Annotated in this window: 13 protein-coding genes and 2 tRNA genes; 11 read left to right on the plus strand and 4 right to left on the minus strand. The window is 72.8% G+C overall.

The annotated features are described in order from the left end of the window. The 3 genes from HPT28_RS08530 to HPT28_RS08540 form a co-directional block, all read left to right on the plus strand. Positions 1-827: AIM24 family protein (locus tag HPT28_RS08530; RefSeq protein ID WP_219090363.1), on the plus strand; the 827-nt coding region annotated here is incomplete at its 5' end. Positions 828-838: 11 nt separating this feature from the next. Beyond that, complete coding sequence (locus HPT28_RS08535) at positions 839-1,522, plus strand: AIM24 family protein (protein WP_219090364.1); 684 nt, start codon at positions 839-841, stop codon at positions 1,520-1,522. Positions 1,523-1,538: 16 nt separating this feature from the next. Next, on the plus strand, positions 1,539-2,273 hold the full coding sequence (locus HPT28_RS08540; protein WP_219090365.1) for an AIM24 family protein: 735 nt from the start codon (positions 1,539-1,541) through the stop codon (positions 2,271-2,273). 105 nt (positions 2,274-2,378) lie between these two features. Here the strand turns inward: HPT28_RS08540 and HPT28_RS08545 are convergent, their stop codons facing one another. Next, complete coding sequence (locus HPT28_RS08545; protein ID WP_219090366.1) at positions 2,379-2,906, minus strand: NUDIX hydrolase; 528 nt, start codon at positions 2,904-2,906, stop codon at positions 2,379-2,381. Further along, the gene (locus tag HPT28_RS08550; protein ID WP_219090367.1) at positions 2,903-4,363 is read right to left on the minus strand and encodes a zinc-dependent metalloprotease; all 1,461 of its coding nucleotides are present in this window, start codon (positions 4,361-4,363) and stop codon (positions 2,903-2,905) included. Before HPT28_RS08550 ends, HPT28_RS08545 begins: the two co-directional genes overlap by 4 nt. A gap of 233 nt (positions 4,364-4,596) precedes the next feature. On the opposite strand from HPT28_RS08550, the gene HPT28_RS08555 reads away from it, so the two are divergent. The 4 genes from HPT28_RS08555 to HPT28_RS08570 all read left to right on the plus strand — a co-directional run bounded on the left by HPT28_RS08555 (position 4,597) and on the right by HPT28_RS08570 (position 7,839). Then, positions 4,597-5,715, plus strand: coding sequence for an SDR family oxidoreductase (locus tag HPT28_RS08555; protein ID WP_219090368.1), 1,119 nt, complete (start codon positions 4,597-4,599; stop codon positions 5,713-5,715). Between the two features lie 129 nt (positions 5,716-5,844). Beyond that, positions 5,845-6,315, plus strand: a complete 471-nt coding sequence (locus tag HPT28_RS08560) for a molybdenum cofactor biosynthesis protein MoaE (protein WP_219090369.1) — start codon at positions 5,845-5,847, stop codon at positions 6,313-6,315. A gap of 126 nt (positions 6,316-6,441) precedes the next feature. Next, complete coding sequence (locus HPT28_RS08565; protein WP_219090595.1) at positions 6,442-6,735, plus strand: hypothetical protein; 294 nt, start codon at positions 6,442-6,444, stop codon at positions 6,733-6,735. A gap of 9 nt (positions 6,736-6,744) precedes the next feature. Beyond that, positions 6,745-7,839: a PDZ domain-containing protein gene (locus HPT28_RS08570; protein ID WP_219090370.1), complete on the plus strand. Its 1,095-nt coding sequence runs from the start codon at positions 6,745-6,747 to the stop codon at positions 7,837-7,839. 197 nt (positions 7,840-8,036) lie between these two features. Here HPT28_RS08570 and HPT28_RS08575 read toward each other — a convergent pair whose 3' ends face one another. Continuing rightward, a complete protein-coding gene (locus tag HPT28_RS08575; protein WP_219090371.1) occupies positions 8,037-8,600 on the minus strand; it encodes a PPA1309 family protein in 564 nt (187 codons plus the stop codon). Positions 8,601-8,712: 112 nt separating this feature from the next. Between HPT28_RS08575 and HPT28_RS08580 the strand changes: the two genes are divergently transcribed. From HPT28_RS08580 to HPT28_RS08595, 4 genes are all read left to right on the plus strand, one after another. Beyond that, entirely contained in the window at positions 8,713-11,694 is a 2,982-nt protein-coding gene (locus HPT28_RS08580; protein ID WP_219090372.1) for a UPF0182 family protein, read from the plus strand. 42 nt (positions 11,695-11,736) lie between these two features. Then, positions 11,737-11,810 (plus strand) — tRNA-Met (locus HPT28_RS08585). 195 nt (positions 11,811-12,005) lie between these two features. Then, complete coding sequence (locus tag HPT28_RS08590; RefSeq protein ID WP_374226939.1) at positions 12,006-13,874, plus strand: tetratricopeptide repeat protein; 1,869 nt, start codon at positions 12,006-12,008, stop codon at positions 13,872-13,874. A gap of 66 nt (positions 13,875-13,940) precedes the next feature. Beyond that, positions 13,941-14,014 (plus strand) — tRNA-Met (locus tag HPT28_RS08595). A 160-nt stretch (positions 14,015-14,174) separates the two neighbouring features. On the opposite strand, the gene HPT28_RS08600 is transcribed toward HPT28_RS08595, so the two are convergent. After that, the gene (locus tag HPT28_RS08600) at positions 14,175-14,591 is read right to left on the minus strand and encodes a Fur family transcriptional regulator (RefSeq protein WP_219090373.1); all 417 of its coding nucleotides are present in this window, start codon (positions 14,589-14,591) and stop codon (positions 14,175-14,177) included. Positions 14,592-14,616: the final 25 nt, after the last annotated feature.

The raw sequence follows: 14,616 nt of genomic DNA on the forward strand, positions 1-14,616 counted from the left end.
CCCCGCCGGGCGCCCCCTCGATGCCGCAGCCCCCGGGGCCGCCGCAGCCCCCGCCGGGCGTCCACACCCCGCCCGGCTTCGGACAGCAGCCGCCCGGCCCGCCCGGCCCGCCCGGTGCGGCCGCGCCCGGTTCCGCGGGCGGCTACACCGTGCCGCAGCAGGGCGGCGGCGGGTTGCGCGTCAGCCTGGAGAAGTACCGGGAGGCGCCCGTCGGCCAGCGATGGACGGCGCAGAACAGCCAGCTCGTCCGGGTGGACCTCGGCAGCGCCCCGCAGCCCGTCCTCGCCCGCCAGGGCAGCATGGTGCTCTACCAGGGCGACGTGGACTTCAGCCACAAGGGCGCCGGCTTCATGGGCCGGGTCGTCGGGCACGCCACCGGGCAGGAGATGCAGCTCATGCGCTGTGCCGGGCGCGGGCAGGTCTTCTTCGCGGACGAGAGCAGCCATCTCCACCCGATCGAGCTCCAGGGCGACGGCATCTGCGTCTCCGCGGAGAACGTGCTGGCCTTCGACGAGACGCTGCACTACGAGGTCCGCCGCATCGAGGGGCACGGCATCCCCGGTGGCGTGCTGTTCACCATGCAGTTCCAGGGCACCGGAACCGTCGTGGTCAAGACGCACGGCACACCCGTGGTGCTGCCCGTCACCCCGATGACGTACGCCGACGCTCAGGCCGTCGTCGCCTGGTCGTCCACGGCCCAGGTCATCGTCTCCAGCCAGGTGCGGCTGCGCCGCAGCGCGTACCCGGGCCACAGCGGGGAGAGCGTGAACCTCCAGTTCCGCGGCGCGCCCGGCAACTTCATCGTCGTCCAGCCCTACGAGGTCTGAGGGAGCCCGTCATGACCCAGAACCAGCTCACGGGCTTCGCCCCGACTCCGCCGGCGGCGCGGATGGAGAACCACGGCAGCCACATCCTCAAGGTGGCCATGGCCTCCGGCCAGGACGTGTACGCCCGCACCGGATCGATGATCTCCTACGAGGGCTTCGTGCAGTACGAGCCCAATCCGCCCGCCGTCCGGCAGCAGGCCGCCCAGTGGCTCACCGGCGAGGGCGCGCCCCTGATGCGCTGTCACGGCGATGGCCTGCTCTACCTCGCCGACTACGGGGCCGAGGTCGTCGTCCTGCACCTCGCGGACGACTCCCTGTCCGTCAACGGCACCAACGTCCTGGCCTTCGACGCCCAGCTCCAGTGGGGTGTCGAGCGGGTCAAGGGACTGGCCAAGCTGGCGGGCCAGGGCCTGTTCAACGTCACCATCGGGGGCACCGGATGGGTGGCCCTGACCTCGCGCGGCACCCCCGTCGTCGTCGACTGCGGCCGGGGCGAGGACGAGACGTATGTGGACCCGGACGCGCTGGTGGCCTGGTCCACCAGGCTGAGGGTGAAGGGCAAGCGCAGCTTCAAGGCGTCGTCCCTGATCGGACGCGGCAGCGGCGAGGCCTTCCAGCTCGGCTTCTCCGGGGAGGGCTTCGTCGTCGTCCAGCCCAGCGAGGACAGCGCCGACCGCCTGCGGGTGCGCGGCTGAGGGGGAGGAACACACGATGCAGAGTCCGCTTTTCGCCCACGTCGAGGTGCAGGACGCACCGCCGTTCGGGCTGCAGAACGACAAGCTCCTGCGCGTCGTCGTCGACGGGCACCGGGACGTGCTGGCCCGCAAGGGCAGCATGGTCGCCTACCAGGGGCAGGTCGAGTTCGACGGGGAGCCGCACCAACACGGCCACCGCCGCCCGGGCCGCGAACACCTGGACCTGATGCGCTGCTCGGGCAACGGGACGGTCTTCTTCGCCAACCTCGCCCAGGACGTCCACATCGTCGACGTCGACCGGGACGGCCTGACGGTGGACAGCTCCTATGTGCTCGCGCTCGACACCGGGCTGCACTGGGAGGTCGTCAGCGTCGACAGCCAGTACGGCATCGCCGGAACCGGCAAGTACAACCTGCTGATCACCGGGCACGGCCAGGTGGCGCTGATGACCTCGGGGAAGCCGCTGATGATGCCGGTCACCCCCGATCGCTACGTCAGCGTGGACTCGGACGCCGTCGTCGCCTGGTCGACCGCGCTCACGGTCCAGATGCAGGCGCAGACCAGCTCCTCGGGTGTCTGGCGTCGCCGGGGCAACACGGGTGAGGGCTGGGAGTTGAACTTCATGGGCACGGGCTTCGCCCTCGTTCAGCCCAGCGAGCTGCTGCCGCCGCAGAACGCGCAGATCGGCGGCGGGGTCAGGGGCCAGTTCGGCATGGACCGGCCCACGGGAGGCAGCATCTTCACCAACTGACGCTCCTCACCGGTCGTCGGCCGGCCGACGACCGAAGCGGCCGACGACCGGCCGACCGACGCCGGGCCGGGGCTCCGCATCACGGCGGCCCCCGGCCCGGCGGTGTCACAGCAGGGCGCGAGCCCGCTCGGTGAGCCGGACGACGGAGGCGTCGGCCACCCGCCCCACCTCCTCGAACGGGAACCAGCGCAGCTCGAGCGACTCCTCGCTGACGGCCTCCACGGCCCCGGCCGGGGCGAGGGCCACGTACTGCACGTCCAGATGCCAGGCACACGGCGTGTGGTGCCGGTCCAGGCGTGCCGGGCCGCCCGGCAGCAGCTTGAGCCCCGGAATGCCGGACTCCTCCGTCGCCTCCCGCAACGCGGCACCGGCCAGCGTGGTGTCCTGCGGCTCGCAATGGCCGCCCATCTGCAGCCACATGCGCAGCTTCCCGTGCAGAGTGAGCAGGACCCGGCCGCCCTCGGCGTCCACCACGAGGGCGCTCGCGGTGAGGTGGCCGGTGCCGCAGGAGCGCCACATCGCGTCGTGCCGCGCGGCCAGGTGGTCGAGGTACGCGCCGCGCAGCGTCTCCTGCCCGGGGTCCGGCGCGGGCCACTCCTTCAGCACCCGCACCGCGTCGTCCCGCAGGCTCACCGCGCGTCGTCCCCCTTGCCGCCCGGGTCCTCCTCGCCGGACTCGCCCTCCCGGCCCGGCTCCTCGCCCGGCTCGCGGGTGTCCGAGGCGCCCGCGGCCGCCGCACCGAGCATCTTGTCCAGCTCCGAGAAGTCGGGCTGCTCGTGGTGGACGAAGCCGTCCGGGTCGTCGAGGTCGGCCGCGGTGGGCAGCATGTCGGGGTGCGCCCACAGCCCGTCGCGTCCCTCGGGGCCCCGGGCGTCGGCCAGGGAGGCCCACAGCCGTGCGGCGTCGCGCAGCCTGCGGGGCCGCAGCTCCAGCCCGATCAGGGTGGCGAAGGTCTGCTCGGCGGGGCCGCCCGTCGCCCGGCGGCGGCGCAGCGTCTCGCGCAGCGCGTCGGCCGCGGGAAGGTGCGGCTGCGCGGCGGCGTGCACGACGGCGTCCACCCAGCCCTCCACCAGGGCCAGCGCCGTCTCCAGCCGGGCCAGCGCCGCCTTCTGCTCGGGCGTGTCCTCCGGCTGGAACATGCCCTGCTGGAGCTTCTCCTGCAGCTCCTCGGGGCGGCTCGGGTCGAGCTGCCCGACGACGTCCTCCAGCTTGGCCGTGTCCACCGCGATGCCCCGGGCGTAGCCCTCCACGGCGCCGAACAGGTGCGAGCGCAGCCACGGCACGTGGGCGAAGAGCCGCTGGTGGGCGGCCTCACGCAGTGCGAGATAGAGCCGTACCTCCTCCTGCGGGACGCCGAGACCCTCGCCGAACGCCGCCACGTTGCGTGGCAGCAGCGCGGCCTTGCCGGCCGGGCCGAGGGGCAGCCCGACGTCGGTCGAGCCCACGACCTCGCCGGCGAGCACGCCGAGAGCCTGCCCGATCTGGGTGCCGAACATCGCGCCGCCCATCGAGCGCATCATGCCCAGCAGCGGCCCGGCCATGGCCTGCATCTCCTCGGGCAGGACGTCACCCATGGCCGCGCCCACCCGCTCGGCCACCGGGTCGACCAGCTCCTTCCAGACGGGCAGCGTGGCCTCGACCCACTCCGCCCTGCTCCACGCCACGGTGGTGGCGGCTCCGGAGGGGAGCGAGGTGACGCCGTCCAGCCACAGGTCGGCCAGCCGGAGGGCCTCCTCGGCCTGGGCGCGCTCCTGCGGGCCGACGCTGGCGTCCTTCGAGCCGTCGGCGGCGCCCTGGGCAACCGTCTGCCGGGCGATGTCCTTGGCCATGTCCCAGTTGACCGGGCCGCCCTCGTAGCTGAGCATCTGGCCGAGCCGCTGGAAGGCCGCGCCCAGATCGCCCGGGTTCATCCCGCCGGGGCCGCCCAGCGAGCCGAACATCGCGGCGAGCGGGTTGTTCGGGTCACCCGTGCCGCCGGGCATGCCGCCGAAGCCGAACGGGTTGCCGCCCTCGCCGCCCTTCTTCCGGCCGTCGTCGCCGTCCTCCGGCTCCTCCGGCGGAAGGCCGAATCCGAATGGGGTGTCACTCACGGAAAGTCCTCGGCTCTGTCGGTGGGTCGGATCGGGTCGGTGCGGTGCGGCGGCGTCCACGCGACAAACGCATCGGCGCCACGCCGAACCGCGGCATCGGGCGGCTGCGTCTGTATGAAGCGTCCATACCGAGCGGGACCGCCCGTTTCGCGGGCACTCCCTCCAGCCTAGACACCTGTCAGGCAGGATGGGTCCTGCGCACCCGTACCAGAGACAACCACTGGAGCAGCCCGGTGAGTTCCCCTGAGCACCACGTTCGCGCAGCGCGAAACGGCACTTCCGGCCCCGTCGTCGCCGTCACCGGCGCCGCCGACGGCATCGGCGCGCTGCTCACCGAGCGGCTGGCCGCCTCGCCGGAGATCCGGCAGGTCATCGCGCTGGACGAGCGGCGCGGTGAGACGGAGGGAGTGGAGTGGCACACCCTCGACGTGCGCGATCCCGCCCTCGCCGACCGGCTGCGCACCGGGGACGCCGGCGGGGAGCCGGCCGACGTCGTCGTGCACCTGGCCCTCGACCTGGACCTGGAGTCGGACCCCGAGACCCGTACGGCCTTCAACGTGCGCGGCACGCAGACCGTGCTCACCGCGGCCGCGGCGGCCGGGGTGCGCCGGGTCGTGCTGTGCACCTCCGCCATGGTCTACGGGGCCCTGCCGGACAACGAGATCCCCCTCGCCGAGGACGCCGAGCTGCGGGCCACCGCGGAGGCGACGGGCGTGGGCGACCTGCTGGAGATCGAGCGGCTCGCCCAGCGGGCGCCCCGGGCCCACCCCGGGCTCGACGTGACCGTGCTGCGCCCCGCCGTCCTGGTCGGGGGCATGGACACCGCCCTGACCCGCTACTTCGAGTCCCCGCGGCTGCTCGTGGTGGCCGGCTCCCGCCCGTGCTGGCAGTTCTGCCACGTGGAGGACCTGGTGAGCGCGCTGGAGTACGCCGTGCTGGAGAAGGTGGACGGCGAGCTGGCGGTGGGCTGCGACGGCTGGCTGGAGCAGGAGGAGGTCGAGGAGCTGTCCGGTATCCGCCGGATGGAGCTGCCCTCGGCCGTCGCCTTCGGCGCCGCCGCGCGACTGCACCGCCTCGGGCTCACCCCGTCACCGGCCGGTGACCTGGCGTACACGATGTACCCGTGGGTGGTGAGCGGCTCGCGACTGCACGACGCGGGCTGGCGGCCGAAGTGGACGAACGAGGAGGTGCTGGCCGAGCTGCTGGAGGAGGCGGAGGGCCGGCACGCCGTGGCCGGACGCCGTCTCGGCCGCAAGGACGCCGCGACGACGCTGGGGGCCGCCGGTGCGACGGTCGCCCTGGTGGGCACGGCGGCCCTGGTCCGTCGCGCCCGCAGGCGCCGCGGCCGGTGACGCGCGCCGCCCACCGGCGCCCCGGGACGACGGGGGCCGCCGGGGACGATCGCGACCGGCGGCGACCGAGGGTGACCGGAGGGCGGAAGCGTGCTTCCGAATCCCGCCCCCGTGCGGCAGCATGAGCCCATGGCACACACGCACGACGCGGCCCAGCACCCCGGCGAACAGGGCGCGGCCGACCCGATTCGGCTGCTGGCGATCCGAGAGTCGCCCCTCTCGCTCGACGAGGTCTTCCACGCGGTGGGGGACAGCGCGGCGGGGGGCACGGCGCTGTTCGTCGGCACCGTACGCGACCACGACGGCGGGGCGGACGTCTCCCGGCTGGGCTACTCGGCCCACCCCACGGTGGAGGCGGAGATGCGCCGGATCGCCGAGCGGGTCGCCGCCGAGTTCCCGGTGCGGGGGCTCGCCGCGGTGCACCGCGTGGGGGATCTGGCCGTGGGGGACCTGGCCGTCGTCGTCGCCGTCTCCTGCCCGCACCGGGGGGAGGCGTTCAGCGCCTGCCGCAAGCTGATCGACGACCTCAAGCACGAGGTCCCCATCTGGAAGCAGCAGATCTTCGCCGACGGCACCGAGGAGTGGGTCGGCGCCTGCTGACCGGCGCGCCCGGCTCCGGTTGCGTCGCCCGGCACCCGGCCCAAGAGTGGAATCTCCCGATCCATCCGCCGTGCCCGCCTCCGCCGTCCGCGGCGGTTGGGGGGCCGGTCGGCGAAGGAGGTTCGCATGGCGTCGCTCGTCTGGTTGCTCATACCCCTGGCAGGCGTGATATCGGCGGCCTTCTGGGCTTCCTGGGCCGCCCGGCAGTCCCCGGAGAACGGCTCGGGCGACGCCGCCGGGGTGGCCGGATACGACGCCTTCCGCAACGCCATGGAGAGCGCCGCCGCGGACCGCTACCGGATACCCGCGCGCTCCGCGGCCGCCCCGGGAACGCCGCAGGCCCCGCCCGCTTCCTCCCCGGACGCGCCCCCTCCCCGGACGGCCCGTCCCGAGCGGGCGGTTGAGCGGAGGGTCCCGTAGTGTCGGGGCATGTCTCGCCGCCACGCCTCGATGCTCGCCTCCGCGCTTCTCCTGATAGCGATGCTCTGCGCGGTGGCCCTGGTGCGGGTCCCCTACGCGGAGCTCTCACCCGGGCCGACGGTCAACACGCTCGGCGAGTACGGCGGCGAACCCGTCCTCAGCATCGACGGCCGCCGCTCCTACGACACGTCCGGCCATCTCAACATGACCACCGTCCGCGTCACCAGCGCGGACTACCGGATGACCCTCGGCGAGGCCCTCTACGGCTGGTTCGCCGACGACTCGGCCGTCGTCCCGCACGAGACGCTGTACCCGGACGGCACGACCGTCGAGGAGGCGGAGCAGGAGAACGCCGAGGAGTTCACCCGGTCGCAGGAGAGCGCCAAGGTCGCGGCCCTGCGGGAGCTGGACATCCCCGTGGCGACCCGCACGGTGGTGAAGGCCGTGGTCAGGGACAGCCCCTCCGAAGGCGTGCTGCGCGCCGGTGACGTCATCAAGGCCGTGGACGGCAGCCCCGTCGACGAGCCGTCCGATGTCGCCGAGCTGGTCACGGAGCACGAGGCAGGGGAGGAGGTCATCTTCACCGTCGTCCCGGTCAAGCAGGCGACGGCCGCGGAGGAGGCGGGCGAGGACCCGGCCGAGGCCGGGACCCGCGACGTCACCATCACCACCACGGCGGCCGAGGGCGACGGGCGGGCCATCGTGGGCATCGAGGCCGGAACGGCCCACACCTTCCCGTTCGAGATCGACATCCAGCTCGCCGACGTCGGCGGCCCCAGCGCCGGGCTGATGTTCGCCCTCGGCATCACCGACAAGCTCACCCCCGAGGACCTCACCGGCGGCACCTTCGTGGCCGGTACCGGAACGATCAACCCGGACGGGGAGGTCGGCCCGATCGGCGGCGTGACGATGAAGACCCGGGCCGCCCGGGACGCCGGGGCGCGCTACTTCCTGACCCCCGAGGCCAACTGTCCGACGGCGGCGGGGGACCGCCCGGACGGCCTCACCCTGGTGAAGGTCGCCACGATCGCCGACGCGCTGGACGCCCTGGAGAGCATCCGCGAGGACGACACGGACGCCCTGCCCCGCTGCACCGCGAGCTGACCCGGCGGGCCCCACCGGCACCGCGTCGACGACGGTCCTCCGCCGAGACGGCGGCCCACCGGCCCCCATGCCGACCGGTGGCCCACCGGCGCCGTAGCCCGCAGCCGGGCCCACCGGCGCCACCGCCGACCGAGGCCCCCGTCCAGCCCCGGCCCAGCCCCCGTCCGGCCCAGCCCCCGTCCGGCCCGGCGCGCGGCTCAGCCGGAGAGGGTGGCCGTCAGCGCCTCGGCCAGCCCCGGGACCAGGTTCTCCCCGGTCAGTACCTCCGTCGTGGCGTCCTTCTCGCGCAGCCGGAGCGCCGCCTCGCGGCCGCCGTCGCGCAGGACGGCGACCGTCATGCGCACTTCCTGGCGCTCGGGGTGCTCGGCCACCCAGGCGGTGAGCGCCTCTTCGTCCAGATCCGTCGGCAGAGAGGTCTCGGCGGTCGGGGGCAGCATCAGCCGCTCGATGCTCAGGGCGCAGCCGGCGACGGCGTCCGGCCAGGCGATGGTGCCGAGGAACTCGTCCAGCGGCACGCCGGGGGGCAGCTCGTCCTGCTCGATGGGCGTGAGACCGACGGTCGGCCCGGTGTCGCCGTCGGCCAGCCCGAGGCGTTCGGCCAGCTCGGGCTCCTGCTCCCGCAGCTGTGCGGTGTCGACGAGGGCGAAGAGCCTGGCGGGCTGGTCCCAGCCGAGCCCGGCGGCGTACTCGTCGATTTCGAGTACGGCACGGGTCAGCGGGGTCGCGGCGGGCGGGGTTCCGTCAAGGGGGAGGTTGCTCATGCCCATATCGTGCCTTCTGATGCCCCGGGAACGGGAACCGAGTAAAGCTTCGTTAAGTTGACCAGACGAGCCCTGTGGTACGGGGCCCGCATCATCCATCGCGATCTTCGAGGTGCGCACCTTGGCTTTCCAGATGCCGGACCGGGGCTCAGGGGGCCCCTCCGGGCCACGGATCAGAGTCGGCCAGCCATCCCGGCGCGCCAAGACGCTGTTGCTGACAGCAGGCGTGCTGGCCGTGCTGGCCATGCTCTTCGTCATGTTCGCCGGGTTCTGGACCGACTGGCTCTGGTACCGGTCGCTCAAGTACACGACGGTCTTCACCACCACGCTGTGGACCAAGATCGGCCTGTTCGCCGTGTTCGGCGTCCTCATGGCCGCCGCCGTCGGGCTCAACATCTGGCTCGCGCACCGGCTGCGCCCGCCACTGAGCGCGATGTCGCTGGAGCAGCAGAGCCTGGACCGCTACCGGATGGCCATCGCGCCGTTCAAGAAGTGGATCCTGCTCGGCGTCGCTGCCCTGGTCGGGCTGATCGCCGGCGCCTCCGCCTCGGGGGAGTGGCGCACCTGGCTGATGTGGGTGAACGGCACGCCGTTCGGGGAACGGGACGCCCAGTTCAACAAGGACATCTCGTTCTTCGCCTTCGATCTCCCGTTCTACCGCTTCCTGCTGAGCTTCGGCTTCGCCGTCGTCGTCCTCTCGCTGATCGCCGCGGCGCTTGTGCACTACCTCTACGGCGGTCTGCGCGTCACGACGCCCGGGGCCCGGGCCACGACCCAGGCCACCGGCCACCTGTCGGTGCTTCTCGGCCTCTTCGTCGCCCTCAAGGCGGTGGCGTACTGGCTGGACCGCTACGGGCTCGCGGTGAAGTCCAGCGACATCCGGGGCACGAGCGACTGGACGGGGCTGCGCTACACCGACGCCAACGCCTACCTGCCGGCGAAGACGATCCTGTTCTTCATCGCCGCGATCTGCGCCCTGCTGTTCTTCGGCGCGCTGTGGCGGCGCACCTGGCAGCTCCCGGTCATCGGCCTCGGTCTGCTGGTGCTCTCCGCGATCCTCATCGGCGGGCTGTACCCGGCGATCGTCGAGCGTTTCCAGGTCCAGCCGAACCAGCAGGCCAAGGAGACGCCGTACATCCAGAAGAACATGGAGGCCACCCGCAAGGCCTACGGCATCGACGACGTCCAGTTCTCGAACTTCGAGGGGCCGCCGGAGGACCAGGCCGACACCGACGACGCCCAGCGCAACCAGGAGGCGCGGGACTCGGTGGGGGACACGGCCAGCATCCGCCTCCTCGACCCGAGCGTCGTGTCGCCGGCCTTCCGCCAGCAGCAGCAGGTGCGCGGCTACTACACGTTCCCCGACGACCTCGACGTGGACCGCTACTCCACGGAGGACGGCGGCGAGCAGGACACCGTCATCGGTCTGCGTGAGATCAACATCGGCGGGGTCACCGAGCGCAACTGGATCAACGACCACTTCAAGTTCACCCACGGCTACGGCGTCGTCGCGGCCAAGGGCACCGAGGTGGACTACGAGGAGGGCGGCGGCACCCCGGTCTTCACCGAGAGCGACCTGCCGCCGCAGGGGCAGCTCCCCGACTACCAGCCGCGGGTCTACTACGGCGAGAAGACGACGATGTACTCCATCGTCGGCGGCCCCCAGCAGGAGCTGGACTACGTCGCGGACGACCAGGAGAAGCTGTACACCTACGAGGGCGACAGCGGCGTCGACATCTCCAACACCTTCAACCGTGCCGCGTACGCGCTGACCTTCGGGGAACCGAAGATCCTCTACTCCGGCGCCATCGGCGACGGCTCGCGGATCCTGTACAACCGCACGCCCAAGGAGCGGGTCGAGGCCGTCGCGCCCTGGCTGACGATCGACGGTGACCCGTACCCGGCCGTGGTCGACGGCAAGATCCAGTGGATCGTCGACGCCTACACGACGTCCAACGGTTACCCGTACTCGTCGCGGACGACCCTCGGAGACACCACACAGGACGCGCTGACCGACGGCCAGCGCACCGTGATCGCCCAGCAGGACCGGGTCAACTACATCCGCAACTCGGTCAAGGCCACCGTGGACGCCTACAGCGGCGACGTGAAGCTCTACGAGTGGGACACGAAGGACCCGGTGCTCAAGACCTGGATGAAGGCGTTCCCGGGCACCGTGGAGCCGCGTGAGGAGATCAGCGAGGACCTGATGCGGCACCTGCGCTACCCGCAGGACCTCTTCAAGGTCCAGCGGGAGCTGCTGACGCGCTACCACGTCGACACGCCCGGCCAGTTCTACAGCGGCAGCGAGCGCTGGCAGATCCCGATCGACCGGACGCGGGACGACGAGCCGGTGCCGCCGTACTACCTCAGCATGAAGATGCCGAAGGAGGACGCGAAGAGCTTCTCGCTGACGACCACGTTCAACCCCAACAACCGCGAGACGCTGAGCGCGTTCATGGCGGTGGAGTCGGACGCGGCCAAGGACGACTACGGCACGATCCGCATCCTCAAGGTGCCCACCTCGCTCGAGGTCTCCGGTCCACAGCAGGTGCAGAGCCGCTTCAACTCCGATCCACAGATCGCCGAGTCGATCAACATCCTCGAGAGAGGTGACTCGGAGGTCGAGTACGGCAACCTGCTGACGATCCCGATGGACGACGGCATGCTCTACATCGAGCCGCTCTACGTCCAGGGCGCCAACACCAACTACCCGCGCATGCGCAAGGTGCTGGCGGCGTACGGCGGTGAGATCGCCTACGAGGACACGCTGGAGGAAGCCCTCAACGGGGTGTTCTCCGTCAGCGGCGAGAGCGAGCAGCCACCGGGTGACCAGCCCGAGGAGCCCCCGGCCGATCAGCCGGAGCAGCCCGACCAGCCGGAGCAGCCCGCCGAGCCCGGAAGCCCGACGGAGCTGTCCGAGGCCCTGTCGGACGCGCAGGACGCCTACGAGGCCGGTGAGCGCGCGCTGCGCGAGGGCGACTGGGAGGCCTACGGGCGCGCCCAGGACGACCTTCAGGACGCGCTGCGCCGTGCCGAGGACGCCCAGAGCGGCGGCGACGGCGGCGGCCAGGACGGCGGGGGCAACGGGGGGTGAATGAGCCCGCTCCGCGCCGTGCTAGTGTTGTGAACACAACGGCGCGGGGTGGAGCAGCTCGGTAGCTCGCTGGGCTCATAACCCAGAGGTCGCAGGTTCAAATCCTGTCCCCGCTACTGAACGGAAGGGCCCGGAGTATGCACTCCGGGCCCTTCCGCTTGTCCGGTGTCGGCCGTCGATCGCACCCGTTGTCAACTCTCTTTCCAACAAGTGGGTTTGAGCCCTCGTTATATCGGGAAGTCGACAAAACGCTGAAGTGACCTAGCGGGTTGGGGTATACCAGGTGTACCCGGGTTGCAGGTGGTGCGACGATGGACGTTATGGGGGAGATGACAGGGCTTGGCTACACAGCGCGCCGGAATGCCGGAGTTGTGCGTGACGTCCGCACCGCAGGTCCCGACGAACCGCTCGGGCCGTCCACGGAGGAGGCCGGGGGCCTGAGCGCGCTCGGCGCCGCCCTGCTGCGCCGGGGCGAGCTGGACGAGGCGGAGCCGCACCTGCGGGCCGCCGCCGCGGCCGGGGACCGGGCCGCCGTCAACAACCTCGGAGTGCTGCTGCACCAGCGCGGCCGTGCCGACGAGGCGGCCGAGTGGTGGCGGGCCGCGGCCGTGGCCGGTTCGGCGGCCGCCGCCCACGCGCTCGGTCGGCACCACCGGGAGCGCGGCGACGAGGTGGCCGCCGACTACTGGCTGCGGCAGTCGGCCGAGGCGGGCCACACCCTGGGCGCCTACGCCCTGGCCGATCTGCTCGACCACCGCGGCGAGGAGGGGGCCCAGGCGTGGTTCCGGGCCGCCGCCGAGGGCGGGCACCGCGAGGCCGCCTACCGGATGGGCCTGCACAGTCTCCCGGCCGCCGACTCCGCGGGCGCTTCCACGGCCGCGGAGTCCTGGTTCCGGCAGGCCGCGTCCCGTGGCCACCGCGGAGCCGCCCTGCGCCTCGGCATGATCCTGGAGGAGCGCGGGGAGGCGCGGGAGGCCGGCCGCTGGTACCTGATCGCCGCGGGCGAGGGTGAGCCCGGTGCCGCCTGCGCGCTCGGTTTCCTGCTGCGCGACGGCGGGAACGAGGCGGCCGCCGAGGAGTGGTGGCTGCGGGCCGCGCGGGAGGGCGACGGCAACGCCGCCAACGCGCTGGGCGCGCTGCACGCCGAGCGCGGCCGACGCCAGGAGGCGGAGCGCTGGTACCTGACGGCCCTGGACGCGGGGGACATCAACGGTGCGTTCAACCTCGGCCTGCTCTGCGCGGGGCAGGGCCGCGAGGCCCAGGCCGAGCAGTGGTACCGCAAGGCGGCCTACGCCGGTCACACCGAGGCGGCCAACGCGTTGGCCGTCCTGCTGCTCCAGCGCGGGGACACCGAGGGTGCGGAGCCGTGGTTCTCCAAGGCCGCCGAGGGCGGGAGCGTGGACGCGGCGTTCAACCTCGGCATCCTGCACGCCGGGCGCGGGGCGGAGCGCGAGGCACTGCACTGGTACCGGCAGGCCGCCGAGGCCGGTCACGCGGGGGCGGCCCTGCAGGTCGGCGGCTCGCTCCTGCGGGACGGCGAGGAGGACGCCGCCGAGCGCGTCCTGCGCCGCGCGGCGGAGGGCGGCAGCGTGGAGGGTGCCTTCCGGCTGGCCTCCCTGCTGGAGCGCCGCACGGCCGAGGTGTCCGACGCGACCGAGCCCTCGGGCCCGTCCGGCCGGCCGGGGCCGGCCCGGGCCTCCGAGGCCTCTCCCGAGCGTGCCGGGACACGTGTGCCGACGGGGCGGTCGACCGGCGGCGAAGGCGACCGGGACGGCGAGGAGCCGCCGGAGTACGAGCGCTGGTACGCCGCGGCGGCCCGCGGTGGGCACCGCCGGGCGCAGGTGCGGGTGGGCATGTGCGCGGCGGCCCGCGGGGAGGTCGTCGAGGCGGCCCACTGGTACCGCACGGCCGCGGAGGCGGGGAGCCCGAACGGCGCGTTCAACCTCGGCCTGCTGCTGGCCCGGGAGGGGGCGGAGCCGGAGGCCGCCCTGTGGTGGGCCCGTGCCGCCGAGGCGGGCCACGGCCGGGCCGCGCTGCGCCTCGCCCTGCTGGCCGCGCGCCGCAACGAGCTGGCCGAGGGGCGGCACTGGTGCGCACGGGCCGTGGAGCTGGGGCCGGCGGCCGTGGCGGAGCGGGCGGCCCGGCTCAGCGAGGCGCTGCACTCCGAGCTCTCGGCCTGAGTACCGCGGGCGGTCCACGGATTTGCGCTGGTCGTAACCCTGTGGCTAGAGTGGGGGACACAACGGCGCGGGGTGGAGCAGCTCGGTAGCTCGCTGGGCTCATAACCCAGAGGTCGCAGGTTCAAATCCTGTCCCCGCTACTGAAACCGGTGGCCCGGAACCCATGGTTCCGGGCCACCGGTCTTTTCGTGTCCGCCCGCCCATCCTGGAATGCGTCCGCAGTCCGTCCGGGCAAGCGAACGGCCCGCCCCTCGGGGCGGGCCGTTCGCTTGCGTCGTGCTGGTGTGCGGGCGCGGCCGGTCAGGCGGCGGCGCAGGAGGGGCACACGCCCCGGTAGATGACGGAGGCCTCGGAGACGGCGAATCCGAACCGCTCGCTCTCGGGCAGGGCGCCGAGCGGGTCGGCGGCCGGGTGGACGTCCCGGATCGTGCCACAGCGCGAGCACACCAGGTGCTGGTGCGTGTGGTGGGCGTTCGGGTCGTACCGCTTGGCGCGGCCGTCCGTGCTGACCTCGATGACCTCGCCGAGCGCGACGAGTTCGCTGAGTGTGTTGTACACGGTTGCACGAGCGATCTCGGGAAGCCGTTCGGCCGCCCGGGCGTGCACCTCGTCGGCGGTGAAGTGCACGTGGTCCCCGTCGAGGACCTCGGCGACGACGCGGCGCTGTGCGGTCAGCCGCCAGCCGCGGTTGCGCAGCCGTTCCAGAAGGTCACTCATCGATCCCACCCATCGTTCAGGTGGG

The sequence above is a fragment of the Streptomyces sp. JJ38 genome (assembly GCF_019303475.1).
Taxonomy (GTDB): Bacteria; Actinomycetota; Actinomycetes; order Streptomycetales; family Streptomycetaceae; genus Streptomyces.

Excerpts from the sequence above, each read along its gene's own strand:
- HPT28_RS08535 (WP_219090364.1), top strand. The coding sequence starts at position 839 with ATGACCCAGAACCAGCTCACGGGCTTCGCCCCGACTCCGCCGGCGGCG.
- HPT28_RS08540 (WP_219090365.1), top strand. The coding sequence starts at position 1,539 with ATGCAGAGTCCGCTTTTCGCCCACGTCGAGGTGCAGGACGCACCGCCG.
- HPT28_RS08560 (WP_219090369.1), top strand. The coding sequence starts at position 5,845 with ATGGCACACACGCACGACGCGGCCCAGCACCCCGGCGAACAGGGCGCG.
- HPT28_RS08565 (WP_219090595.1), top strand. The coding sequence starts at position 6,442 with ATGGCGTCGCTCGTCTGGTTGCTCATACCCCTGGCAGGCGTGATATCG.
- HPT28_RS08570 (WP_219090370.1), top strand. The coding sequence starts at position 6,745 with ATGTCTCGCCGCCACGCCTCGATGCTCGCCTCCGCGCTTCTCCTGATA.
- HPT28_RS08575 (WP_219090371.1), bottom strand. The coding sequence starts at position 8,600 with ATGAGCAACCTCCCCCTTGACGGAACCCCGCCCGCCGCGACCCCGCTG.
- HPT28_RS08590 (WP_374226939.1), top strand. The coding sequence starts at position 12,006 with ATGGACGTTATGGGGGAGATGACAGGGCTTGGCTACACAGCGCGCCGG.
- HPT28_RS08600 (WP_219090373.1), bottom strand. The coding sequence starts at position 14,591 with ATGAGTGACCTTCTGGAACGGCTGCGCAACCGCGGCTGGCGGCTGACC.